We start from the raw sequence: 20,849 nt of genomic DNA, 5'->3' as shown, positions 1-20,849 counted from the left end.
CGGATACAAGGCTGCCTCCATGCCCCTCAGTGATTCGCAGTTCTCGCGTCGTTCCCTGCTCAAGGCCGGCAGCGCCGGCGCCCTCCTGATCCCGGCCGGCTCGCTGCTCTCGGCCTGCGGCAGCTCGTCCGACGGCGCGGCGGCCTCGTCGTCCCCCGGCGTGGTCCGCGGCCGCCCGACGCTCACGCACGGCATCGCCACCGGCGATCCGCGCACCGACGGCGCGCTGGTGTGGGCACGTTCGGACACCCCCGCCCGGATGATCGTCGAGACGGCGTCGTCGGAGGCCTTCAGCAACCCGCGCCGGTTCGAGGGGCCGCGCGTGGATCCGTCGTCCGACGGTGCCGGACGGTTCCGCATCACGGGCCTCGAGCCCGGCCAGACGGTGCACTACCGCGTCACGCTCGAGGGCGAGAACGGCGCGACCTCCGAGCCGCTGTCCGGCACGTTCCGTACGGCACCGTCGGCGAACGGGAACGTGAGCTTCGCGTGGTCCGGCGACGTGGTGGGCCAGGGCTGGGGCATCAACCGCGACGGCGGCATGGCGATCATGGGCGCCATCGCCGACACCCGGCCGGACTTCTTCCTGCATTCGGGCGATGCGATCTACGCCGACAACCCGGTGCCGGAGACGCAGAAGCAGAACGACGGCAACACGTACCGCAACGTCACGGCGGAGGCCAAGAACCAGGTCGCGCAGACGCTCGACCAGTTCCGCGGCAACTACGCCTACAACCTCACCGACGAGCACTACCGCCGGTTCGCGGCGAACGTGCCGCAGCTGATCCAGTGGGACGACCACGAGGTGGTCAACAACTGGTTCCCCGGCGAGAGCCTGGCCGGGCAGAACCGCAAGGGCTACACCGAGACCGACGTGAACAAGCTGGCCGATTTCGCTTACCAGGCGTGGCGCGAGTGGCAGCCGGTGCAGCCCACGGAGGCCGCCGACGGGCGCCTGTACCGGAAGATCTCCTACGGCCCGCTGCTCGACGTCTTCGTGCTCGACATGCGCAGCTACAAGGACCCGAACCCCAACGCGTGGGCCACTTCGAACGACGCCGGCATCCTCGGCGACAAGCAGACCCAATGGCTCATCGACGGCCTGACCTCGTCGAAGGCGGTGTGGAAGGTGGTCGCGAACGACCTGCCGCTGAGCATCGTCGTCCCCGACGCGTCCACCAATCCCAAGGACGGCGGCCCGAAGTCGATGGAAGCGGTCGCGCAGGGCGACAACGGTGCACCGCTGGGCCGCGAGATCGAGTTCTCCCGCATCCTCTCCCGCACCAAGGACGTGAAGAACGTCGTGTACCTGACCGCGGACGTGCACTACACCGCTGCGATCTCGTACCACCCGGACAAGGCCGCCTTCCAAGACTTCTCGCCGTTCTGGGAGTTCGTCTCCGGTCCGCTCAACGCCGGTGCCTTCCCGCAGAGCCCGCTCGACGGGACGTTCGGCGCGCAGTACGAGTTCGTGCACGCCCCCGACAAGGCGAACGTCTCCCCCGCCGAGGGCTTCCAGCACTTCGGGCACGTCACCATCGACGGGGGCACGCGCGCTCTGACGGTGCACCTCAAGGACGCCAAGGGCGCCCCGCTCTACACCAAGGAGCTGGCACCGGCGTAGCGGTGCCGCTGGGCGGGGTGGTCGGCGGGCAGCCGGTCACCCTGCCCGAACAGCTTGTTGCGCAGCGTCCCCGGCGCGTACTCCGAGGGGTAGACGCCCCGTCGGCGCAGCTCCGGCACGATGAACTCGACGATGTCCTCGAAGGTGCCGGGCGTGATCGCGTAGGCGAGATTGAAACCGTCGACATCGGTCTCCTCGACCCATTCCTGCAGCTCATCGGCCACATGGTCGGCGGAACCGACGAGCACGGGGCCCATGCCGCCGATGCGCCCCCACTTGCCGATGTCCTCCACGGTCCACTCCTTGCCGGAGGGATCGGCCTGCTGGAAGTTGGAGACGGCCGAGATGATGGCGTTGGACTGCACGTCGCCGACCGGATCACTCGGGTCGTAGGCGCCCAGGTCCACGCCCATCCAGCCGGACATGAAGACCAGCGAGCCTTCGATGCTGGCGTAGCGGTGGTACTCCTCGAGCTTGGCCTGCGCCTTCGCCTCGGTCTCATCCGTGACGATGGTCAGCAGTGTGTAGACCTTGGCGGAGTACGGATCGCGACCGTTGGCGACGAGGCCCTCGCGCACCGTGCGCACGACCTGCTTGAGGATCGCCTTGGTCGGCGCCGCCACGAAGATCGCCTCGGCGTTCTCCGTCGCGAACTTCAGGCCGCGCGGCGAGGCGCCGGCCTGGTAGATCACGGGTGAGCGCTGCGGCGAGGGCTCGCCGACGTGGATGCCCGGCACGTCGAAGTACTTGCCGTGGTGATTGATCGGATGCACCTTCGACGGATCGGTGAACACGCCGCTCTCCCGGTCGCGGATCACGGCGTCGTCCTCCCACGATCCCTCCCACAGTTTGTAGAGCACCTCGAGGTACTCGTCGGCGTGGTCGTAGCGCTCGTCGTGCTGCAGCTGATCGAGCTGCCCCATGTTCTTCGCCGCGGACGGCAGGTACCCCGTCACCACGTTCCAGCCGATCCGGCCGTTGGTGAGGTGATCGAGCGTCGTCAGCCGGCGCGCGAACGGGAAGGGGTGCTCGAATCCGGTGCCGGCGGTGACGCCGATCCCGAGGTGCTCCGTCGCGCCGGCGATGGCCGAGGCAAGGAGGATCGGGTCGGAGACGGGGACCTGCGCCGCGTGCTTGATCGCCGCGTCGCCGTTGCCGTTGTAGGCGTCGTAGATGCCCAGCACGTCGGCGATGAAGATGCCGTCGAAGGTGCCGCGCTCGAGAAGTTTCGCCAGGTCCGTCCAGTAGCTCAGTTCCTTGTAGCGGTGCGACTGGTCCTTCGGGTGCCGCCACAGCCCCGGGGACTGGTGGGCGACGCAGTTCATGTCGAAGGCGTTGAATCGGATCTGACGGCTCATGGGCGCCGACGGTAGGCGGCTCGCCCGCACCCGCCCAGGCTTGCGCTCAGCGTGACGCGAGCCCCGTCGCGAACAGGCGGACCGTCAGGCCAGGTTCAGCTGCCAGGACACGCCGAACCGGTCACCGACCCACGCGAACGCGGTGGAGAAGCCGTACTCGCCCAGCGGCATGTAGGTCTTCCCGCCCGCCCCGAGCACCTCGGTGAGGCGCTCGAGCTCCGCGCGATCGTCGCACTCGACGAACAGCGACGTCGACGGGGTGAAGTCGAAGTCGTGGTCGACCGCGCTGTCGCTGATCAGCACGTGCTGCCCCTTGATCACCAGTTCGGCGAGCTGGACGCCCTGCTGCGGACCCGCGTGCGGCACGGAGCGGAGCACGGCACCGTCGAAGGCCTTGACGTACAGCTCGATCGCGGCGGCGGCGACCCCGCCCTGGAACATGAGGAACGGACGAATCGTGGTCATGCGCCGAGCCTACGGCCGCGATGAGCCGTAGGGTGCGGGCATGACGTCGGTGGTCGTGGTGGGCAGCGTGAACCTCGATGCGGTCACGGTGTGCGAACGCTTCCCGCACCCGGGCGAGACCGTGGCGGGCCTCTCCGTCGCGTTCGGCCAGGGCGGCAAGGGCGCGAACCAGGCCCGGTCCGCGGCGCGGTCCGGCGCACCGACCGCCTTCATCGGCGCGGTCGGCGACGACGACGCCGCCGAGACCGTGCTGAACTCGCTCGCGGGCGCTGAGGTGGACGTCTCGCGGGTCGCGCGGGTGTCGGGCAGCACCGGCTTCGCGAACGTCACCGTCGACGGCGCGGGCGAGAACCACATCGTCGTGGTCCCGGGCGCCAACGCGGAGGTGGCCGTCGGAGAGGCGTCGCGCCGCGCGATCGCCGAGGCGGACGTGCTGCTCCTGCAACTGGAGATCCCGCTCGACGCGGTCCTCGACGCCGCCCGCGCCGCGCGGGAGGCGGGCACAGTCGTCCTGCTCAACCCGTCCCCCGTGCGCGCCCTCCCCGACGAGCTCGTCGGGCTGCTCGACGCCGTCGTCGTCAACCGCGACGAGGAGAAGGCGCTCGCCGACGTGGTCGCGCGCGTGCCCCACGTGATCACCACCCTCGGCGGCGACGGTGCCCGGGCCACCGGACCGGGCGGGACCGTCGAGGCCCCCGGGTTCGCCGTCGACGTCGTCGACACCACCGGCGCCGGGGACGCCTTCGCCGGCGCGCTCGCGGCGCACTGGGACCTGCCGCCCGCGGAGCGCCTGCGCCGGGCGAACGCCGCGGGCGCCCTCACCGCGACCGCCGCCGGTGCCGCGGCCGCGCCGACGGCCGCCGAGGTCGACGCCTTCCTCGCCGCGCAGGAGAACACCCGATGACGATCACGCTCCACGAGGTACCCGGTGCCGGGCCGTACGCACTGACCGCCGGCCCCGACGGCGGACTGTGGTTCACGCTGGTCGGGAGCGGCGAGATCGGCAGGCACGACCCCGCCACCGGCACGACCGTGCTGCACCCCGTGGGCCCCGAGTCCGGTCCCACGATCATCACGACCGGCCCCGACGGCGCGCTCTGGTTCACCGAGTACCGCGCGCACCGCCTCGGACGGATCACCGTCTCCGGCGAGGTCTCCCACATCGACCTCCCCGCGGACGTCGGCCCCGGCCCGTTCGGCATCGCCACCGGCGCGGACGGCGCCCTGTGGTTCACCGCGACCGCGACCGACCGCATCGGGCGACTCACGCCCGCGGGCGATCTCACCGAGTTCGACCTGCCGGTCCCCGGAGCCTTCCCCTCCGCGATCGCCGCCGGCCCCGACGACGCGCTCTGGTTCACCCTCAACCAGGCCGACGCGATCGGCCGGATCACCCTCGACGGGGCGGTCACGACGTTCGGCCTCGACGCGGGGAGCGCACCGGTCGGGATCGCCGCGGGCCCCGACGGCGCGCTGTGGTTCGCGGAGATCGGCGCCGGACGCATCGGCCGGATCACGGCCGACGGTGCCGTGACGCACTTCCCCCTCGCCGACCCCGCGGCCCGCCCGCACGGCATCTGCGCGGGCGCGGACGAGCGGATGTGGTTCACCGAGTGGGCCGGGAACGCCCTCGGCTCGATCGACCCCGAGGGGCGAATCCGCAGGTACGAGCTTCCCCGAGCGGCGTCGGAGCCGCACGGCATCGCGCTCGGCCCCGACGGTGCGCTGTGGGCGGCCCTGGAGGCCGGTTCGCTGGCGCGGACCGCTGCGTCGCGGCCGTGATGTGACCCATCTCACATTGACCCGACTCGCTGGGGATACTTCGGCGTTCCGGTGACCGATTCCGAAGCGCGGGTGACTTCCTCAGAGCCGGTTGTTAGCGTCGAATGCGATGAGCCCGTCTCACAAGAGCGATCCCACCACCACCGCGGAAGCGGGGGTTTCCACTCGCCGCCCGTCTATCGACGACGGGATTCGGCTCTGGGAAATCGCCCGCGATACCGAGGTTCTCGATCTCAACTCGACGTATGCGTACACCTTGTTGTGCCGTGACTTCGCCGCCTCGTCGATCGTCGCCGAACGCGACGGTGCCGTGGCCGGATTCGTCACGGGCTACCGCCGACCCGACCGCCCGGACACCCTGTTCGTGTGGCAGGTCGCTGTGGACGCCGCGCATCGCGGCCACGGCATCGCATCCCGCATGCTCATCGATCTGTTGGACCGTCTTGCGGTGGAGGGCGTTACCCGCCTGGAGACCACGATCACCGCGGACAACACAGCGTCCCAACAGCTCTTCGGCGCAGTGGCGAAGAAGCGCGGCTCCACCCTCGCGGTGAGCGACCTCTTCGCCTCGCACCACATCTCCCCCATTGATTCCGAACCACACGATCCCGAGCAGCTGTACACCATCGACCCCGCCTGATGCGCGGGGCGCTGCACGGCCCACTAGGAGGATCACCATGGCAACCGTGACCGACGATCACACCAGCACTGCAGATTTCGAGCAGCCCTCGATCTTCAGCACCCGCGAGTCGCAGGTGCGCAGCTACTCGCGCGGCTGGCCCGCGGTGTTCGATCGGGCCGAGGGCTCATGGCTCATCGACCGCGACGGCCGCCGCTACCTCGACTTCTTCGCCGGCGCCGGTGCCCTCAACTACGGGCACAACCACCCCAAGCTCAAGCAGGCTCTGGTGGACTACATCTCCGAGGGGCACATCACCCACTCGCTGGACATGTCCACCGTTGCCAAGGGCGAGTTCCTGCAGACCTTCGAGGACAAGATCCTGCGGCCCCGCGGTCTGGACTACAAGGTGCAGTTCCCCGGCCCGACGGGCACCAACACCGTCGAGGCCGCGCTGAAGCTGGCCCGCAAGGTGAAGGGTCGCGAGTCGATCATCAACTTCACCAACGCCTTCCACGGCATGACCCTGGGTGCGCTGTCGGTGACCGGTAACTCGATGAAGCGCGGCGGCGCCGGCATCCCGCTGGTGCACGCCACGCCGATGCCCTTCGACAACTACTTCGACGGCGTCGCGCCCGACTTCCAGTGGTTCGAGGCCGTGCTCGCCGACTCCGGCAGTGGCCTCAACAAGCCCGCGGGCGTCATCGTCGAGACCGTGCAGGGCGAGGGCGGCGTCAACGTCGCGCGCCCCGAGTGGCTGCGCGCGCTCTCCGAGCTGTGCGAGCGCCACGACATGCTGCTCATCGTCGACGACGTCCAGATGGGCTGCGGCCGTACCGGTCCGTTCTTCTCGTTCGAGGCCGCCGGCATCACGCCCGACATCGTGACGCTGTCCAAGTCGATCGGCGGATACGGCCTGCCGATGGCACTGACGCTGATGAAGCCGGAGCTGGACGTCTGGGGCCCGGGCGAGCACAACGGCACCTTCCGCGGCAACAACCCCGCCTTCGTCACCGCCAAGCACGCGATCGACGAGTTCTGGTCGGACGACACGTTCGAGAAGGAGACGCTCCGCAAGGGCGCTCACATCGAGAAGCGCTTCGAGGAGCTGTGCGCCGAGTTCCCGGAGCAGCTGAGCCACCGCGGCCGCGGCATGGTGCAGGGCCTGGTCTTCACCGACGCCGACAAGGCCGGCGAGGTCTGCGGCGCCGCTTACGAGCAGGGCCTGCTCGCGGAGACCTCCGGCCCCTCCGACGAGGTGGTCAAGCTGCTGCCGCCGCTGACCATCACCGACTCCGAACTCGACCTCGGCCTGGACATCCTGGCCACCGCGACCCGAAAGGTTCTGTCCGCATGATCGTTCGTACCACCGACGAGATCACCGGCACCGAGCGCGACGTCGCCGCGGGCCACTGGCGCAGCAAGCGCATCGTCCTCGGCGGCGACAGGGTCGGCTTCTCGTTCCACGAGACCGTGATCGAGCCCGGCACCGTCAACGAGTTCCACTACGCCAACCACGTGGAGGCCGTGTGGCTCGTGGAGGGCGAGGGCACCCTGCTCGACCGGGAGACCGGCGTCGAGTACCCGCTGGCCCCCGGCACGATGTACCTGCTCGACGGCCACGAGCGGCACACGGTGACCACGAGGACCCGGATGCGCATGCTGTGCGTGTTCAACCCGCCCGTCGTCGGCACCGAGGTGCACGACGAGAACGGCGTCTACCCGCTGGTCGCGGTCGACTGATCCACCCCCTCCGATGCCCGACGGTGCCCGCACCGTCGGGCATCGGTCGTCAGAGGGCCAGGGCGAGAACGCAGGCCGCGCCCACCAAGGCGGCGGCGACCGCGTCGCGACGGCCCGGCCCCTGTGTGCGGGCGACGAGTCGGCCCGTCCCGCCGCGCGCGGCGATCGCCTCGCCCATCTCGGTGGCACGGCGCAGGGCCACCACCATCGCGGCGACGCACAGGTCCACCAGATCGGCCCGGCGTGAGCGCTGCACCGGGGGCGGCGGCTGCAACCTCCGCGCCGCGGCCAGCGTGCGGAACTCGTCGAGCATCAGCGGGAACGTACGCAGGGCGAGAGCCAGCGTGACCGCCCACTCGTCCACCGGAACGCGCAGCGGGCGCAGCGGCCGCATCAGCCGGGCGACGGCGGGTGCCACATCCGCGGGGTCGGTGGTCCACGCGATCAGCGCGCCCGCGCCGAGCAGCACCAACCCCAGCAACACGATGCGCAGCAGGTTCGAGAGCCCGCCGAGGCCCAGCGACACCGCGCCCAGGTGCACGAACGGCGCCCCACCGCTGGCCACCATCAGGCCACCGCCGATCGCGGTGACCACGAGGACCCAGCGGGGCACGCCCGGCACGACGGACAGCGGGATCCGCGCGGCCGCGGCGGCGAGCACCAGGAGCACGGCGAAGAGCCCCACCACCGGCCAGCTCGGCGCGACGGTGAGCACCACGGACAGCGCGGCCACGGCGAGCAGCTTGGTCCCGGCCCACAGCTCGTGCAGGTAGGACCGCTGCGGCAACGGCCGCAGGACGAGGGAGGTCGATCTGCTCACGCCGCCTCCTCGGTCTCGATCCGCCCACCGGCGAGGTGGATCGTCCTGTCCCACAACCGATCGAGATGATCGACGTCGTGCGAGATGATCACCAGCGCCTGACCGCGGTCCCGGATGCCGATCAGCAGCTCGATCAGCTCCCGCTGGGAGGGCAGATCGAGCCCCGCGAGCGGCTCGTCGAGGATCAGCAGGCGCGGCGCGCGGGCGAGCAGGCCCGCGAGCGCGACCCGGCGGAGCTGGCCGCCGCTGAGCCGATCCACCAGCAGGCCCGCCGTTTTCGCGGGCAGCCCCACCGCGGCGAGCGCCCGCCCGATGGCCCCGTCGTCGTCACTGCGGTAGCCCGCGAGCGCTGCGAGGGCGTCCCCGGCGGTGCCCCGCATCAGCTGCAGGCGCGCAGCCTGCAGCGCGAGCGCGACCGCTCCGACGTGGTCCGCGACCGGCGCACCGTCGAGCTCGCAGGTGCCGGCCGTGGGCGCCAGCAGCCCCGCCATCACCCAGGCGAGCGTCGACTTGCCCGAACCGTTGCCGCCGCACAGCAGGACCGCCTCGCCCTCCCGCACCTCGAAGTCCACGCCGCGCAGGGCCTCTCGGCGCCATGGGGTGCCGGCGTCGTACTCGTAGCGCACGCCGCGCACCGCGAGCACCACGCCGCCGAGCGGCGCGCGACGGCCCGGCGCGGACTCCGGCAGCGGCACGGAAGCGCGTTGCGCCTCCCCCAGGTCGACGGTGCGGTCCGCCCCGTCCGCCTCCTCCGGGTAGTGCGTGATGTTGACCAGGCCGAGGTCGTGGTGGCGGGTCAGGCCGCCCAGCAGGCCCATCAGATCGCCCCGCCCGTCGCGGTCCACCATCGTCGTCACCTCGTCGGCGACGACGAGGGCCGGCCGCCGGGCCAGTGCCGCGGCCACCGCGAGACGCTGGGCCTCGCCGCCGGAGAGCCCCGACGTGTCCCGGTCCCCCATGCCGGCGAGACCGACCTCGGCGAGCAGGCCGTCGACGTCCACCTCGGTCTCCTCGGGCAGTCCCCACACGACGTCGTCGGCGACCCGGATTCCGAGCACCTGACTGTCGGCGTGCTGCAGCACGAGGGCCGTCCCGCCGACCCGGCCGAGGCCCACCGCCCCGCGTCGTTCGACGGTGCCGCCCGTCGGCGCGAGCCCGGCGAGCACCCGCATGAGCGTCGACTTGCCGGTGCCGTTGGCACCGGTCACCGCGACGTGATCGCCCGCCCGCACCGTGAACGAGACGCCGGCGAGGGTGTCGTGGTCGGCACCCGGATAGCGGAAGTCGACGCCCCGCAGCGTCATCGGCAGCGGGCCGGGCGGTTCCGTGCCGTCCTCGGGGGTGAACAGGTCGCGCGGCGCCGCGCTCGTGGCCCGTACCCGGCGCAGTACCGGGGTGAGGATCCGCCACGCGAAGGAGCACCCGATGACGACGATCAACCAGACGGACACCAGCACGAAGGCCTGCCACCGTTCGAGCCCGAAGTCGGCGAGCCGGTGCAGCGCCGCGCCGGCACCGGAGAGCCCCGGCACCGGCTCGAGCACCGCGCCCAGCCCGTGCACGTTCGCCGCGAACGCGCCGAGCACCACGGTGCGCAAGTCGGCGAACACCGCGAGGAAGGCGAACACCGCCGAGGAGACGACGACACCCCACACCGCGGCGACGGCGAGCATCGTGCCGCGGCCCCGCTCGCGGCGGCGCACCTGACCGCAGATCACGCCCATGTAGACGCACGTCCACGCCGAGACCAGGCCGCCGAACCCCGCCAGGAGGAAGGAGACCGTGCCCGCGGCGATCGCGGTCGCGAGCGCGACCCTGGCGCGGTGGTGGAAGGCGAGTACGCCCATGGGAACCGCGCCGGCCCAGGCGAAGGCGACGGCGCCCGGGACAACCATGGAGAGCACCGCGATGGCGGACATCAGTGCGGCGGTGACGGCGGCGTGGGCGAGTTCGACGGGCCGCAGCGGACCCGGCTGTGTGTCCAACATCGAATCACCCTATCCAGGCAGGTCCTTCGCGGGAGGCACGACGGTCCGACCCGAAGCGGTGCGCACGCCGCGCGGATGCACCAGACTGGTGTCATGACATCGCTCGCCGATCTGGCCACCACCCTGAAGTCCCTGCACCGCAAGGGCGATCCCGTCGTCCTGCCGACCACGTGGGACGCGTGGTCGGCCCGTACCGCGGTCGCCGCGGGCTTCGCGGCGCTCACCGTCGGATCGCATCCGATGGCAGATTCGATCGGCCGGCCCGACGGCGAGGGCATGACCTTCGACGAGGCGATGACCCGCGTCGCGCAGATCACCGCCGCCGTCGACGTGCCCGTGTCCGTCGACATCGAGTCCGGCTACGGCCGGCCCGCGGAGCGGCTCATCGAGGGTCTGCTGGGCGCCGGCGCGGTGGGCCTGAACATCGAGGACACCGTGCACTCCGAGGGCGGTCGGTTCCGCGACGCGCAGGAGCACGCCGACCTGGTCGCCGCGCTGCGCGCCGCCGCCGACGCCGCGGGCGTGCACGTGGTGATCAATGCCCGTACGGACATCTTCAAGAACCAGGTGGGTGAGGCGGAGGATCGCGTAGAGCGGGCCATCGCGCGGATGCAGCTGTGCGCCGACGCGGGCGCCGACTCGCTGTACCCGGTCGCGTTCCACGACGCGGCCACGCTCCGCCACCTCGCGGACGCCCTGCCGCTCCCTGTGAACGCGATCGCGAACCCCGCGAGCGACGATCTGGCCGCTCTCGCCGCCGCCGGCGCGGGCCGGATCAGCTTCGGCCCGATCTGGCAGATGGCACTCACGGAACGATCGAACGAACTGCTCGCCCGCTGGCGCTGAGTGATGGCTGCCCGCGTCACTGACATCTGGGCGCTCCTCATCGTCGCGACCGATAGACGCGAATCCCATGGTCGACGCCGCGTTCGGTGAACGCCCCGCCGGGTCGGACCGCGCCTGTTCGAGTGCGGCGACACCCCAGCACGGAGCGACTCCCCTACGCACGGTGATGCGCACGTCTGAGATTGAGGAACACTGATCCTTATCTTTTTGTGACTGACTCACGCGTGAGGTGTAACGTTCGTCACATGGACCGAGCCGATCGCCTGGACAAGATTCGTGACCAGTTGCGAATCCGTGGCGAACTGACCTTCGACTCGATCGCACGGGAGTACGGGATCTCCTCGATGACCGCACGACGCGACATCGAGGCGCTCGAGAGGCACGGCGACGTCCGCCGCGTCCGGCACGGAGCGGTGTACACGGGCGGACTTTTCGAGCCCCCGTTCGCGGACCGAATGGTGCGGAACGACCTGGCCAAGCGTGCGATTGGCATGGCCGCACGTGATCAGATCGCCGATGGTGACACCTTCTACGTGGACTCAGGCACCACTGCGATCGCACTCGCTTCGGCAATCGCCGACCGGCCACTGCGCGGGACGATGATCACACCGAATCTCACCGCGGCAAGCATCGTCGCGGGCTGCACGACGATCTGGGTCGAAATGATCGGTGGTCGCGTGCGCTCCGAGGAACTGACGGTCGTCGGGCCTGATGCTGTCGACCGACTCCGCGAGTTCCGCTTCGACACGGCGTTCCTCGGTGTCGCGCGTATCACCGCAGCGGGCGGCGCCTCCGACTACGGGATCGATGAGACCCGGGTGAAACAGGCCGCGGCCACCGCCGCGCGCCGACGGATCATCCTCGCCGACACAACGAAACTCGACGGATCCGACGCAGCAGTGCGTGTACTGGAACCTCGCGCCATCGATCTTGTCATCACTGACGCGGATCCGAGGTCAGAGCCTGTGCGCGCCCTGGTCGATGAAGGGATAGGAGTACTCCACGCATGAGCCTCGCCGAACACCTCCGCAGCCTGTGTGCACTCTCGGGCCCGCCGGGATACGAGCACGCCGTCGTCGGTCACGTTCGCAAGCACCTGCAATCCCTAGGACTCGACGCGCGTCAGGATCGGACCGGTCAGTTGTCCGTCGTGATCGGCACCGGCACCGGCGAACCCACTCTCATCACCGCGCACCTCGATGAGGTGGCACTGGTCGTGCACCGAGTAGAGGAGGACGGCTTCCTCCGGATCCGCCGCGTCGGCGGTGTTCCCGAACGTCTCCTACCCGGTTCGCGGTTCAATGTACTCACTCGGCACGGCCCGATCCCTGCCGTAGTCGGCAGTCTCGCGCACCACCTGACACCGGAGACCGAGAAGTACGTCGCGCACCCAGCCGAGGATCTCTATCTCGACATCGGCGCACGAACCCGGTCCGAGGCGCTGCACATCGGCGCCCGCGTAGGCGACATGGCCTGCACGGAAAGATGTTTCACAGAGCTTCCCAACGGAGGTGTCGTCTCCCCCGCCCTCGACGACCGATCGGGCGTCGCCTCCCTCTGCGAGTTGGCTGAGCGACTGGCCGCAGCCCCTCCAGAACGACCCGTCATCTTGGGATTCACCACACAGGAAGAGTTCCACGTTCGGGGCACACTCTCTCTCGTGGCACACCACCACCCCGCGGCGGTGGTGAACGTGGATGTGTCACCTGCTACTGACACTCCCGACCTCGATGGCACGGGTAACGTCGCCCTCGGCGCCGGTCCCGTCCTGAACCGGCTCTCCTTCCACGGCCGCGGCACACTGGGCGGCCTCATCCCACACCAGGGTCTGGCTGACGCCGTCGAGACCGCCGCGACCGACACCGGGACCCCACTTCAGCTCGAAACGATCATCGGACTCATCACCGACGCAGCCTTCGTACCGATGTCGACCGCGGAGGGCGTGGCGACCGTCGGGATCGGAATTCCGTGTCGCTACACGCACAGCTCCGTCGAACAGATCCGAATGGACGACCTCATCGGTTGCACGGACATCCTTGAGTCCCTGGCGCACTCCCTCGACACCTCGACCCTCACCTGGTAGGAGCTCCCATGTCCCAGACCATCCTCGTAGCCTGCGGCACCGGAGTCGCGACCTCCACGCACGTCGCCACCGCGCTGACAGCGCGGTTGAAGGAACGAGGCCTCGCCGTCCAGACGAAGCAGTGCCGCGTGCAGGACATCACTGCCAATCTCGCCGGCGTCTCCCTCGTGGTCTCGACCGCCGCAGCTCCCGACAGTCTCCCCGTGCCGGTTCTCTCCGGGGTGCCACTGCTCACCGGGATCGGAGCCGATGATCTCGTCGATTCGGCGGAATCGATCCTGCGGGAAAAGTCGTGAGCGTGCTCGAATACGTCCGGGATTCCCTCGGCAACGCGGTCGTCCTGCCGATCGTCATCGCACTCGTAGCTCTCATACTCGGGGTCAAGTGGCCCAAGGCGATTCGTGCCGGGGTCCTGCTCGGCATCGGATTCGTCATGCTCGGTGTCGTCGTGAACCTGCTCATCGAGTCCCTGGCTCCGGCCGCAGATGGACTCGCGACGAAGCTCGATCTCCACTTGCAGGCGATCGACGTGGGATTCGGAGCAGTGGCAGCGATCGCGCTGGGCACCGCCGTCGGCGCCACGACGATCCCGATCATCTTCTGCATGAACGTCGTGATGCTCTTGCTGCGGATGACGAAAACGCTGAACCTGGACATCTGGAACTTCTGGTGTTACGCATTCAGCGGCGCAGTCGTTTTCAAGATCACCGGCGACAACTACCTGGCAGGAGTGCTCGCGTCGATGACCCACGCCGTGTTCTCACTCCTGATCGCCGACGCGACCGCCTCACGCGTCCAGAGCTTCTTCCAGCTCCCCGGCGTCTCGATCGCCCATGGGTGGGCGACCACCTCGGTACCGGTAGTACTCGGATTGCAATGGATCCTCGACCGTACGCCCGGACTGCGCGATGTGAACCTCGACGTCGACCGGCTCCAGAACAAGCTCGGCGTAGCGGGGGAACCGTTTGCGATAGGCGGCATCCTCGGCATCGTCATAGGCGCGATCGGAACCGGGGAGGTCTCTTCCGCGTTGAAACTGGGGATCACCCTCGCAGCGGTAATGTACTTCCTCCCCAAGGTCATCTCGGTCTTCATGGAGGCGCTCGTCCCGCTCACCGAACAGGCACAGGTCTTCTTCCAGCGCAGGCTCAAGGGTCGCGAGGCCTACGTCGGACTCGACTCGGCCCTCCTCGTGGGACACCCCGCGACTGTGATCCTCGGCGTCCTGATGGTCCCGATCACTTTGCTGCTCGCCGCGTTTCTGCCGTTGAACAGCACTCTTCCTTTCGGCGACCTGGCGGCAACGGCGTTCTTCGTAGCGATGTGTGCACCATTGATGCGGGGCAACCTATTCCGAGGGCTGATAGCGGGGATCGTGATCATGTCCGGCGTCCTGCTGATCGCCTCCTACTTCGCACCCTCGATCACCGCCGCCGCGCCCGATGCCGGCTACGCACTGCCCGAGTCGGCGCAGGGAGCCACCTACATCACCGCGCTCAGCGCCGGCAATTGGGTGTCGTACCTGACGTCGCAGCTCGGCCGCCTCGGCGGCACGTGGGCGATGGGTCTGATGTTCGCCATCGTCCTGAGCGCCGCAGCGGCCGTAGGCTTTGTCCGGCATCGTCGTGAACGCGCACAGCTCGCAACCACCGACCCTGCAACCGCGGAGGCAGACGCATGACGCTCCGAGTGGTCACTCACGACACCCTGCTGGACTTCACGGCGGAGGACCCGGCGACCGTCATCCGCGCTGTGGGAGCAGTCCTGAACGATGCCGGCACGGTGACTCCTGACTACGTGGAGGCGATGCTTGACCGTGAAACCCAGTACCCCACGGGCCTTGCGACCGAGCCCGTCGCGATCGCCGTCCCCCACGCAACCGCCGGAGATGCAGTCCTGCACAGTTCGATCGGTTTCGCCCGACTGTCTCCACCCGTCGCCTTCGCCGAGATGGGCACGAGTGACGGACGCACGGTCGACGTCGGGTTCGTCTTCGCACTCGCAGTGTCTCCTGATGAGCATCTAGGTACGTTGACATCACTACTGCGACTGGCCCAGGAGGAGTCGGACCTACTCTCAGAGGCCACTGTGGAGGCGATCACAGCGGCGATTGGTCGTGCCCTCCGGTGATTCGACTGTGGATCTCGCTCGAACGGGCCGATCCCCTCGACCTTGGCAGCGCGGTGGAACAAGTCTCGAACGCCGGTGCGTCCGGTCTCCACGTGGACTTCTGCGATGCACACTTCGTCCCGAGCCTGAACGGCAGCGTGCGACAAGTTGCGGCGATCACCGCGAGGTCATCGCTCCCCGTCGACGTCCACCTCATGGCGGAGCAACCCGAGTTCCTGATCGGTCCTCTGAAGGAGGCTGGTGCGCACTCCGTGACCTTCCACGCCGAGACCACTCGGTACCCGACTCGGATCGCTCGCATGATCCGGTGCGCGGGTATGCGCGCGATACTCGCGATCAATCCCTCCACACCGGCTCCCGTCCTGGACTTCTCGACGCCATGGATCGACGGGGTCAGCCTGCTCACCAGCGAGCCCGACGGTGGCTCTGAGGGTTTTCTTCCTGCTGCGGTCACGGCTCGAAAGGCCTTCCTCGCGGATCTCCCACTGACATTGGGATATGCGCCGACGGCGGAGTCTCACTCGAGCACCGCGAGCAGCTCATCGGCGCCGGGTTCACCGATGTGGTCTTGGGCCGGTCGTTCCTCGCTGCACCGGACCCAGTGGCTCTGGTGCGGGCCTGGCGCTGACACGTCCCATCTCCAGACGCGCCCCACTCGAGCAGAGGCGCACCCGGCGAGGGACAATCAGGCGGTGGCCCTGAAGTCCCGGACCGCACCCATGAGCTCACGTACCCGACCCAGCTCGACCCTGTTGGCGAACTCGCCATCCTTCTTGAACGCGGTGCCGACGACAGCTCCGTCGGCGACAGCCAGTTGCTCGGCGGCATTGGACGCTTCGACCCCTGTGTTGACGAACACCGGCACGGAACCCGCAGCGTCCTTGACGGTCGTGAGTGATTGTGTGTCCGTGGGGGAGCCGGCAGTGAGCCCCGATACGCACAGCGCGTCGGGTGCGGTCGCGAACACCGTGCTCCGCGCGATCGACTGCAACGACCGGTCGGCGGCATACGCTGCCGACTCCGGGACGATGTTGAAAAGGAGCTTGACATCGTGTGCTCCGATCCGGTGCCGGTAGCGAGCGACCTCACCGACGTTGGTATTCCACAAGCCGAAATCGCTCGCGTAGACACCCGTGAAGATCTCCCGAACCCATTGCGCGCCGGTAGCAACAGCAAGGTCGATGGAGGCGCGACCGTCCCACAGGACGTTCACGCCGTGTGGTACGGATAGCTCCGGGAGCAACTCGGTGATGATCCGTGCCATTGTGATCGCGGTGATCGGCTCGGTCTTGGTGAGATAGGGCAGACTGAACTCGTTGGAGACCATCACGCCGTCAACACCGCCCTCCTGCAGGGCTTCGAGTTCGCCCTTGGCACGATCGACGATGGCGCTGATGCCGGCGACGCTGTCGTACCCGGGATCTCCCGGTAGGGCAGCCAGGTGAAGCATAGCGATGACAGGCTTCTTCACTGTGAAGACGTTATCGAGCCAGGTGTCGTTCATGGATGACTCCTTCGTCGGCGCGCCTGAATAGGGCGCGGGGATTTCCGATACCACTGCGAATCGGTCAGTTATTCACCGCTCCGCCAGGACGACGTGGACGCCCATCTCACGCCCAACTCTCACGACTTCTGCCCCCACGTCGGCATCAGTAACGAGCAGGTCCGCCGCCTCGAACGGTGCTATTCGCGCTAGGTGTGCGCGGTCGAGCTTCGTGTGGTCTGCGACGACGACGAGCCTGTCCGCGGCACCTATCGCGGCGCGCTTCACCGCGCTCTCATCGGAGCGGTAGTCGCTGTACCCGCGGTCGGTGTCCACGCCGGACACCCCCATCACGAAGGTGTCACAGTTGTAACGATCGAACGTCGCCGCGGCGTCGTCGCCGATCAGACTGAGCTCACCGGCCCTGACCGTCCCGCCGGTCAGCAACACGGTGGTTCCGGGATCGTCCGCAAGCTCGACGGCGACCAGAATGCTGGGAGTTAGAACCGTCAGGCCTAGGCCCCTCCCGCGGATCGCTCGCGCGACGGCCAGCACGGTGCTGCCGCTGTCGAGGATCACCGTCTCCTTCGGACACAGGAGTGCTGCCACGGTTTCGCCAATGTGTTGCTTCCCCGCGGACTCCACAGCGGCGCGGGACTCGAAGGAGGGCTCGGCGACCTTGCCGGTCGCGATTGCACCTCCCATGACCTTGCGCACCAGTCCTTCAGCCTCAAGTGCATCGACATCGCGGCGCACTGTCATAGCCGACACCCCGAAACGCGCAGCGAGTGCTGCGAACGCGACCTCACCCTTTTCGTGGGCAAGGTCGCGAATCATGTTCCGACGCTTGGAGACATCGCTCACCATGGGGCACCTCCACACTCACCATGTTATTTCCTCACAGAGATTCGGGGTGGGCGCGAACTTCCGCGCATAATTTCCAGCACGTACGAGAAAAATTACCACCATAGGCGCGCCGTGTCGGGAACTGTGTAATTTTTCATCATCTGGGCTGAGGGCTCGCCACGCTCGAGTGCAGGCCGGAGTCAACGACGCCCGTCCGCGACGAACGCACTGCCGCGTTCCCGGTCGAGGTAGGTCTCGGACTTGTTGTGCAGGAAGAAGATGTAGACGAACAGCGAGATACCGATGGTGATGGTGACGTAGGCGATGAACCACGGTACGTGCCCGGAGTTCTTCGCGGCCTCGTAGATCAGCGGCGCCGTGCCGCCGAAGATCGAGTTGGCGAGCGCGTAGCCGATCCCGACGCCGAGGGCGCGGACGTGGGAGGGGAACAGCTCGGCCTTCACCAGGGCGTTGATCGACGTGTAGCCGGTGATGATCACGTAGCCGAAGCAGACCATCGCCAGCGAGGCGATCGCGACGTGCAGCGTCGGCAGGTAGGTGATGAGGAAGTACGTGTAGCAGACGCCGCCCACACCGAAGAAGACGAGCATCGGCTTGCGGCCGATCTTGTCGCTGATCGCACCGCCGATCGGCTGGATCAGCATGAGGAAGATCAGGCCGATCAGGTTGACCCAGGTCGCCGTCAGCGCGTGATCGGAGTACGCGGTCTTGACGATCGCGGGTGCGTTGACGCTGTAGACGTAGAACGCGAGCGTGCCGCCCATCGTGATGAGGAAGCACAGCAGCAGCGATCGCCAGTAGCCGGTCAGCAGTTCGCGCATCGTCCCGGAGGAGGTGTCCTCACCGTCGCGGATCGCGGCGAGCTGCTCCGCCGAGAGCGACTCGTCCATCGTGCGGCGGAGCCAGAAGACGATGATCGCCGCGATGCCGCCGACGAAGAAGGCGATCCGCCAACCGAAGTCGGAGACCTGGGCCTTGGAGAACAGTCCGAGCAGGACGAGCAGCATGAACTGCGCCAGCACATGGCCGCCGACGAGGGTGACGTACTGGAAGGAGGAGAAGAAGCCGCGCCGCTCCCGCGTAGCGGCCTCCGACATGTACGTCGCCGAGGTCCCGTACTCGCCGCCGGTGGCGAAGCCCTGCACCAGGCGGCACAGGATGAGGATCACCGCAGCGGCGATGCCGATGGTCTCGCGCCCCGGCACGATCGCGATGATGAACGAGCATGCGGCCATGAGGGAGACGCTCATGGTCAGCGCGGCGCGGCGGCCCTTGCGGTCGGCGTACCGGCCGAAGAACCAGGAGCCGACCGGCCGCATGACGAACGTGACCGCGAAGATCGCGTACACGTACACGGTGGAGTTCTTGTCGGCCTTGTCGAAGAACTGGCTCTCGAAGTACGTCGCGAAAACGGTGTAGACGTAGACGTCGTACCACTCGACGAGGTTGCCACTCGAACCCCGCAGCGTGTTCCAGATCGCGCGGCGGGTCTCCGCCCGCGACGACACCGGCGCCGGCGCACTCGCATCAGTCATGATCGCCCTTCCGACCGGAGCTCGGCCTAGACCTCATCGGCGGAGCGCCCCGTGCTCCGGTGGCCGAGGACGGCCACCGTGACCATCAGCGCGAGCATCGCCGCCGCCACCACCGCGAACACCCACACGCTGCCACGCTCGTCGAGAATCGGGAGCAGAACGAACGGAAGGAACGCGGTCACCAGCTTCGAGAGCGAGTACGCGGCGCCCGCGGCCGTCCCGCGGATCGCCGTGGGGTACGAATCGGCGAGGTAGACGTGGTAGGCGTTGGAGAACAGGTTGGAGGCCAACGTGTAGAGGAAGCCGGCGAGCACGATCTGCATCGGGCTCGCCGCGAAGCCGAACCACAGGCCGAACGCGGCCATCAGGCCCGCCGAGCCGATCACCAGGTACCGCCGCTCGACCCGCTCGACGATCGGCACGGCGAGCGCCGCGCCCAGCGGGTAGCCGATGTAGGACAGCGCCACGAACAACAGCGAGGTCTGGATCGAATAGCCCTTGGCCAGGAGGACAAGCGGCGCGATGGTGCCGAACCCGTAGTAGCCGAACACCTCCAGCGCGGAGACGATCCACAGCATGACGGTGCGCCGGCGGTAGGGCGGCCGGAACAGGGCGCGGATCGAGATCGACCGGGACCGCACCGGGCGCAGCGCGGCATCGGGTTCGGCGAGCACCTTCCCCTCCTGCACCGCCCGCGCCTCCAGACGCCGCACGATCGCGTCAGCCTCGTCGTACCGGCCCTGCGCCTCCAGCCAGCGCGGCGACTCCGGCAGGCCCCGTCGGACCAGCCACACGAGGAGCGAACCGAGGGCGCCGAAGACGAACAGCAGCCGCCACCCCTGCACCTCGGCCCCGCCGAGATCGAACACCTGTGGGGTGAGCCAGCGCGCGGCGAAACCGACGACCGGAACGCCGAGGAAGGAGACCACGTACGCCAGTGAGATGTACTTGCCGCGCACGTTCTTCGGCAGGATGTCCGAGAGGTACGAGTCGGCCAGGGCGAACTCGCCGCCGATGCCGATCCCGGCGATGAACCGGGTGACCACCAGGAAGGCGGCGTTCGGGCTGAACGCGCCGACGAGCGACATCGCCGAGTACAGCGCGAGGTTGATCATGAAGGCGGTGCGCCGGCCGTACCGGTCCGCGAGGCGGCCCATGAACAGCGCGCCGATGAACTGGCCGATGAACGCGGACGCGAGCAGCAGCTTGAGCTCGTCGGGGCCGAGCGCGAAGTCCTTCTTCAGCACTGTCGCGATGGTCGCCGCGAGGAAGTTCTCGTACTGGTCGAAGAACAGCCCCAGCCCGATCACGCCCACCGCGGCGAAGTGCAGCCGCGTCATGGGCAGCCGGTCCAGGCGCGCCGCGATCGACGGTGCCTGCGTGGTCTCGGAGGTCATCGCAGAAATATACTTCGGTGAACGAATACAGTGGTTTCCGGGCGGTGACCACCTGACGACGAGGCGCTGCGATCCCGCACACGGGCGCCCGTCGTGGGGTTGAATCACG

At 68.5% G+C, this 20,849-nt stretch carries 20 protein-coding genes and 1 pseudogene; 13 read left to right on the top strand and 8 right to left on the bottom strand.

Annotated features, from left to right (window positions below; genetic code table 11):
* The first annotated feature begins 19 nt into the window (after nucleotides 1–19).
* Entirely contained in the window at nucleotides 20–1,624 is a 1,605-nt protein-coding gene (locus tag BLQ62_RS08945; RefSeq protein ID WP_068565875.1) for an alkaline phosphatase D family protein, read from the top strand.
* On the opposite strand, the gene BLQ62_RS08940 is transcribed toward BLQ62_RS08945, so the two are convergent.
* Both BLQ62_RS08940 and BLQ62_RS08935 read right to left on the bottom strand, forming a co-directional pair.
* Nucleotides 1,597–2,982, bottom strand: a complete 1,386-nt coding sequence (locus tag BLQ62_RS08940) for an LLM class flavin-dependent oxidoreductase (RefSeq protein ID WP_115391373.1) — start codon at nucleotides 2,980–2,982, stop codon at nucleotides 1,597–1,599. The genes BLQ62_RS08945 and BLQ62_RS08940 overlap by 28 nt on opposite strands.
* An 84-nt stretch (nucleotides 2,983–3,066) precedes the next feature.
* Nucleotides 3,067–3,447, bottom strand: a complete 381-nt coding sequence (locus BLQ62_RS08935; RefSeq protein WP_068565879.1) for a VOC family protein — start codon at nucleotides 3,445–3,447, stop codon at nucleotides 3,067–3,069.
* 40 nt (nucleotides 3,448–3,487) lie between these two features.
* Here BLQ62_RS08935 and BLQ62_RS08930 point away from each other — a divergent pair, with 40 nt between their 5' ends.
* The 5 genes from BLQ62_RS08930 (at nucleotide 3,488) to BLQ62_RS08910 (ending at nucleotide 7,591) form a co-directional block, all read left to right on the top strand.
* Entirely contained in the window at nucleotides 3,488–4,351 is an 864-nt protein-coding gene (locus tag BLQ62_RS08930; protein WP_068565881.1) for a ribokinase, read from the top strand.
* Complete coding sequence (locus tag BLQ62_RS08925; protein WP_068565883.1) at nucleotides 4,348–5,229, top strand: Vgb family protein; 882 nt, start codon at nucleotides 4,348–4,350, stop codon at nucleotides 5,227–5,229. Before BLQ62_RS08930 ends, BLQ62_RS08925 begins: the two co-directional genes overlap by 4 nt.
* A 109-nt stretch (nucleotides 5,230–5,338) precedes the next feature.
* Nucleotides 5,339–5,869 (top strand): diaminobutyrate acetyltransferase, encoded by a 531-nt coding sequence (gene ectA / locus BLQ62_RS08920; protein ID WP_068565885.1) that lies wholly within the window; start codon nucleotides 5,339–5,341, stop codon nucleotides 5,867–5,869.
* Nucleotides 5,870–5,906: 37 nt separating this feature from the next.
* Nucleotides 5,907–7,205 carry a diaminobutyrate--2-oxoglutarate transaminase gene (gene ectB / locus BLQ62_RS08915; RefSeq protein WP_068535711.1) on the top strand — a complete coding sequence of 433 codons (1,299 nt, stop codon included), beginning with the start codon at nucleotides 5,907–5,909 and terminating at the stop codon, nucleotides 7,203–7,205.
* Nucleotides 7,202–7,591 carry an ectoine synthase gene (locus BLQ62_RS08910; RefSeq protein ID WP_068565887.1) on the top strand — a complete coding sequence of 130 codons (390 nt, stop codon included), beginning with the start codon at nucleotides 7,202–7,204 and terminating at the stop codon, nucleotides 7,589–7,591. The genes ectB and BLQ62_RS08910 overlap by 4 nt, the downstream gene beginning before the upstream one ends.
* A 49-nt stretch (nucleotides 7,592–7,640) precedes the next feature.
* Here the strand turns inward: BLQ62_RS08910 and BLQ62_RS08905 are convergent, their stop codons facing one another.
* Nucleotides 7,641–8,411: a CbiQ family ECF transporter T component gene (locus BLQ62_RS08905; RefSeq protein WP_068535715.1), complete on the bottom strand. Its 771-nt coding sequence runs from the start codon at nucleotides 8,409–8,411 to the stop codon at nucleotides 7,641–7,643.
* A complete protein-coding gene (locus BLQ62_RS08900; protein ID WP_231857609.1) occupies nucleotides 8,408–10,399 on the bottom strand; it encodes an ABC transporter ATP-binding protein in 1,992 nt (663 codons plus the stop codon). The genes BLQ62_RS08905 and BLQ62_RS08900 overlap by 4 nt, the downstream gene beginning before the upstream one ends.
* A 93-nt stretch (nucleotides 10,400–10,492) precedes the next feature.
* On the opposite strand from BLQ62_RS08900, the gene BLQ62_RS08895 reads away from it, so the two are divergent.
* The 7 genes and pseudogenes from BLQ62_RS08895 to BLQ62_RS24480 form a co-directional block, all read left to right on the top strand.
* The gene (locus BLQ62_RS08895) at nucleotides 10,493–11,245 is read left to right on the top strand and encodes an isocitrate lyase/PEP mutase family protein (RefSeq protein WP_068566346.1); all 753 of its coding nucleotides are present in this window, start codon (nucleotides 10,493–10,495) and stop codon (nucleotides 11,243–11,245) included.
* 245 nt (nucleotides 11,246–11,490) lie between these two features.
* Nucleotides 11,491–12,255, top strand: coding sequence for a DeoR/GlpR family DNA-binding transcription regulator (locus tag BLQ62_RS08890; RefSeq protein WP_068565889.1), 765 nt, complete (start codon nucleotides 11,491–11,493; stop codon nucleotides 12,253–12,255).
* A complete protein-coding gene (locus BLQ62_RS08885; protein ID WP_068565892.1) occupies nucleotides 12,252–13,328 on the top strand; it encodes a M42 family metallopeptidase in 1,077 nt (358 codons plus the stop codon). Before BLQ62_RS08890 ends, BLQ62_RS08885 begins: the two co-directional genes overlap by 4 nt.
* Before the next feature lie 8 nt (nucleotides 13,329–13,336).
* The gene (locus tag BLQ62_RS08880) at nucleotides 13,337–13,624 is read left to right on the top strand and encodes a PTS sugar transporter subunit IIB (RefSeq protein ID WP_068565894.1); all 288 of its coding nucleotides are present in this window, start codon (nucleotides 13,337–13,339) and stop codon (nucleotides 13,622–13,624) included.
* Between the two features lie 2 nt (nucleotides 13,625–13,626).
* Nucleotides 13,627–15,009: a PTS galactitol transporter subunit IIC gene (locus BLQ62_RS08875; protein ID WP_082756573.1), complete on the top strand. Its 1,383-nt coding sequence runs from the start codon at nucleotides 13,627–13,629 to the stop codon at nucleotides 15,007–15,009.
* Complete coding sequence (locus BLQ62_RS08870; RefSeq protein WP_068565898.1) at nucleotides 15,006–15,458, top strand: PTS sugar transporter subunit IIA; 453 nt, start codon at nucleotides 15,006–15,008, stop codon at nucleotides 15,456–15,458. The genes BLQ62_RS08875 and BLQ62_RS08870 overlap by 4 nt, the downstream gene beginning before the upstream one ends.
* Nucleotides 15,455–15,898 (top strand): annotated as a pseudogene (locus tag BLQ62_RS24480) (ribulose-phosphate 3-epimerase); the annotation flags it as partial. The gene BLQ62_RS08870 and the pseudogene BLQ62_RS24480, both read left to right, overlap by 4 nt.
* Nucleotides 15,899–16,143: 245 nt before the next feature.
* Here BLQ62_RS24480 and BLQ62_RS08860 read toward each other — a convergent pair.
* From BLQ62_RS08860 to BLQ62_RS08845, 4 genes are all read right to left on the bottom strand, one after another.
* On the bottom strand, nucleotides 16,144–16,962 hold the full coding sequence (locus BLQ62_RS08860) for a BtpA/SgcQ family protein (RefSeq protein ID WP_068565900.1): 819 nt from the start codon (nucleotides 16,960–16,962) through the stop codon (nucleotides 16,144–16,146).
* 72 nt (nucleotides 16,963–17,034) lie between these two features.
* Nucleotides 17,035–17,808, bottom strand: coding sequence for a DeoR/GlpR family DNA-binding transcription regulator (locus tag BLQ62_RS08855; RefSeq protein WP_082756574.1), 774 nt, complete (start codon nucleotides 17,806–17,808; stop codon nucleotides 17,035–17,037).
* A 179-nt stretch (nucleotides 17,809–17,987) separates the two neighbouring features.
* Complete coding sequence (locus BLQ62_RS08850; protein WP_068565904.1) at nucleotides 17,988–19,343, bottom strand: MFS transporter; 1,356 nt, start codon at nucleotides 19,341–19,343, stop codon at nucleotides 17,988–17,990.
* Nucleotides 19,344–19,369: 26 nt separating this feature from the next.
* Nucleotides 19,370–20,740, bottom strand: a complete 1,371-nt coding sequence (locus BLQ62_RS08845; protein WP_068565906.1) for an MFS transporter — start codon at nucleotides 20,738–20,740, stop codon at nucleotides 19,370–19,372.
* Between the last annotated feature and the right edge of the window lie 109 nt (nucleotides 20,741–20,849).

The sequence above is a fragment of the Tsukamurella pulmonis genome (assembly GCF_900103175.1).
Taxonomy (GTDB): Bacteria; Actinomycetota; Actinomycetes; order Mycobacteriales; family Mycobacteriaceae; genus Tsukamurella; species Tsukamurella pulmonis.
Note: the sequence above shows the minus strand (reverse complement) of the source record. Positions and strands in the feature narration are given on the sequence as shown.

What these genes read in the sequence shown, in the direction of transcription:
- BLQ62_RS08945 (WP_068565875.1), top strand. Translation starts at nt 20, where the DNA reads ATGCCCCTCAGTGATTCGCAGTTCTCGCGTCGTTCCCTGCTCAAGGCC.
- BLQ62_RS08940 (WP_115391373.1), bottom strand. Translation starts at nt 2,982, where the DNA reads ATGAGCCGTCAGATCCGATTCAACGCCTTCGACATGAACTGCGTCGCC.
- BLQ62_RS08935 (WP_068565879.1), bottom strand. Translation starts at nt 3,447, where the DNA reads ATGACCACGATTCGTCCGTTCCTCATGTTCCAGGGCGGGGTCGCCGCC.
- BLQ62_RS08930 (WP_068565881.1), top strand. Translation starts at nt 3,488, where the DNA reads ATGACGTCGGTGGTCGTGGTGGGCAGCGTGAACCTCGATGCGGTCACG.
- BLQ62_RS08925 (WP_068565883.1), top strand. Translation starts at nt 4,348, where the DNA reads ATGACGATCACGCTCCACGAGGTACCCGGTGCCGGGCCGTACGCACTG.
- ectA (WP_068565885.1), top strand. Translation starts at nt 5,339, where the DNA reads ATGAGCCCGTCTCACAAGAGCGATCCCACCACCACCGCGGAAGCGGGG.
- ectB (WP_068535711.1), top strand. Translation starts at nt 5,907, where the DNA reads ATGGCAACCGTGACCGACGATCACACCAGCACTGCAGATTTCGAGCAG.
- BLQ62_RS08910 (WP_068565887.1), top strand. Translation starts at nt 7,202, where the DNA reads ATGATCGTTCGTACCACCGACGAGATCACCGGCACCGAGCGCGACGTC.
- BLQ62_RS08900 (WP_231857609.1), bottom strand. Translation starts at nt 10,399, where the DNA reads ATGTTGGACACACAGCCGGGTCCGCTGCGGCCCGTCGAACTCGCCCAC.
- BLQ62_RS08895 (WP_068566346.1), top strand. Translation starts at nt 10,493, where the DNA reads ATGACATCGCTCGCCGATCTGGCCACCACCCTGAAGTCCCTGCACCGC.
- BLQ62_RS08890 (WP_068565889.1), top strand. Translation starts at nt 11,491, where the DNA reads ATGGACCGAGCCGATCGCCTGGACAAGATTCGTGACCAGTTGCGAATC.
- BLQ62_RS08885 (WP_068565892.1), top strand. Translation starts at nt 12,252, where the DNA reads ATGAGCCTCGCCGAACACCTCCGCAGCCTGTGTGCACTCTCGGGCCCG.
- BLQ62_RS08880 (WP_068565894.1), top strand. Translation starts at nt 13,337, where the DNA reads ATGTCCCAGACCATCCTCGTAGCCTGCGGCACCGGAGTCGCGACCTCC.
- BLQ62_RS08870 (WP_068565898.1), top strand. Translation starts at nt 15,006, where the DNA reads ATGACGCTCCGAGTGGTCACTCACGACACCCTGCTGGACTTCACGGCG.
- BLQ62_RS08860 (WP_068565900.1), bottom strand. Translation starts at nt 16,962, where the DNA reads ATGAACGACACCTGGCTCGATAACGTCTTCACAGTGAAGAAGCCTGTC.
- BLQ62_RS08855 (WP_082756574.1), bottom strand. Translation starts at nt 17,808, where the DNA reads ATGGTGAGCGATGTCTCCAAGCGTCGGAACATGATTCGCGACCTTGCC.
- BLQ62_RS08850 (WP_068565904.1), bottom strand. Translation starts at nt 19,343, where the DNA reads ATGACTGATGCGAGTGCGCCGGCGCCGGTGTCGTCGCGGGCGGAGACC.
- BLQ62_RS08845 (WP_068565906.1), bottom strand. Translation starts at nt 20,740, where the DNA reads ATGACCTCCGAGACCACGCAGGCACCGTCGATCGCGGCGCGCCTGGAC.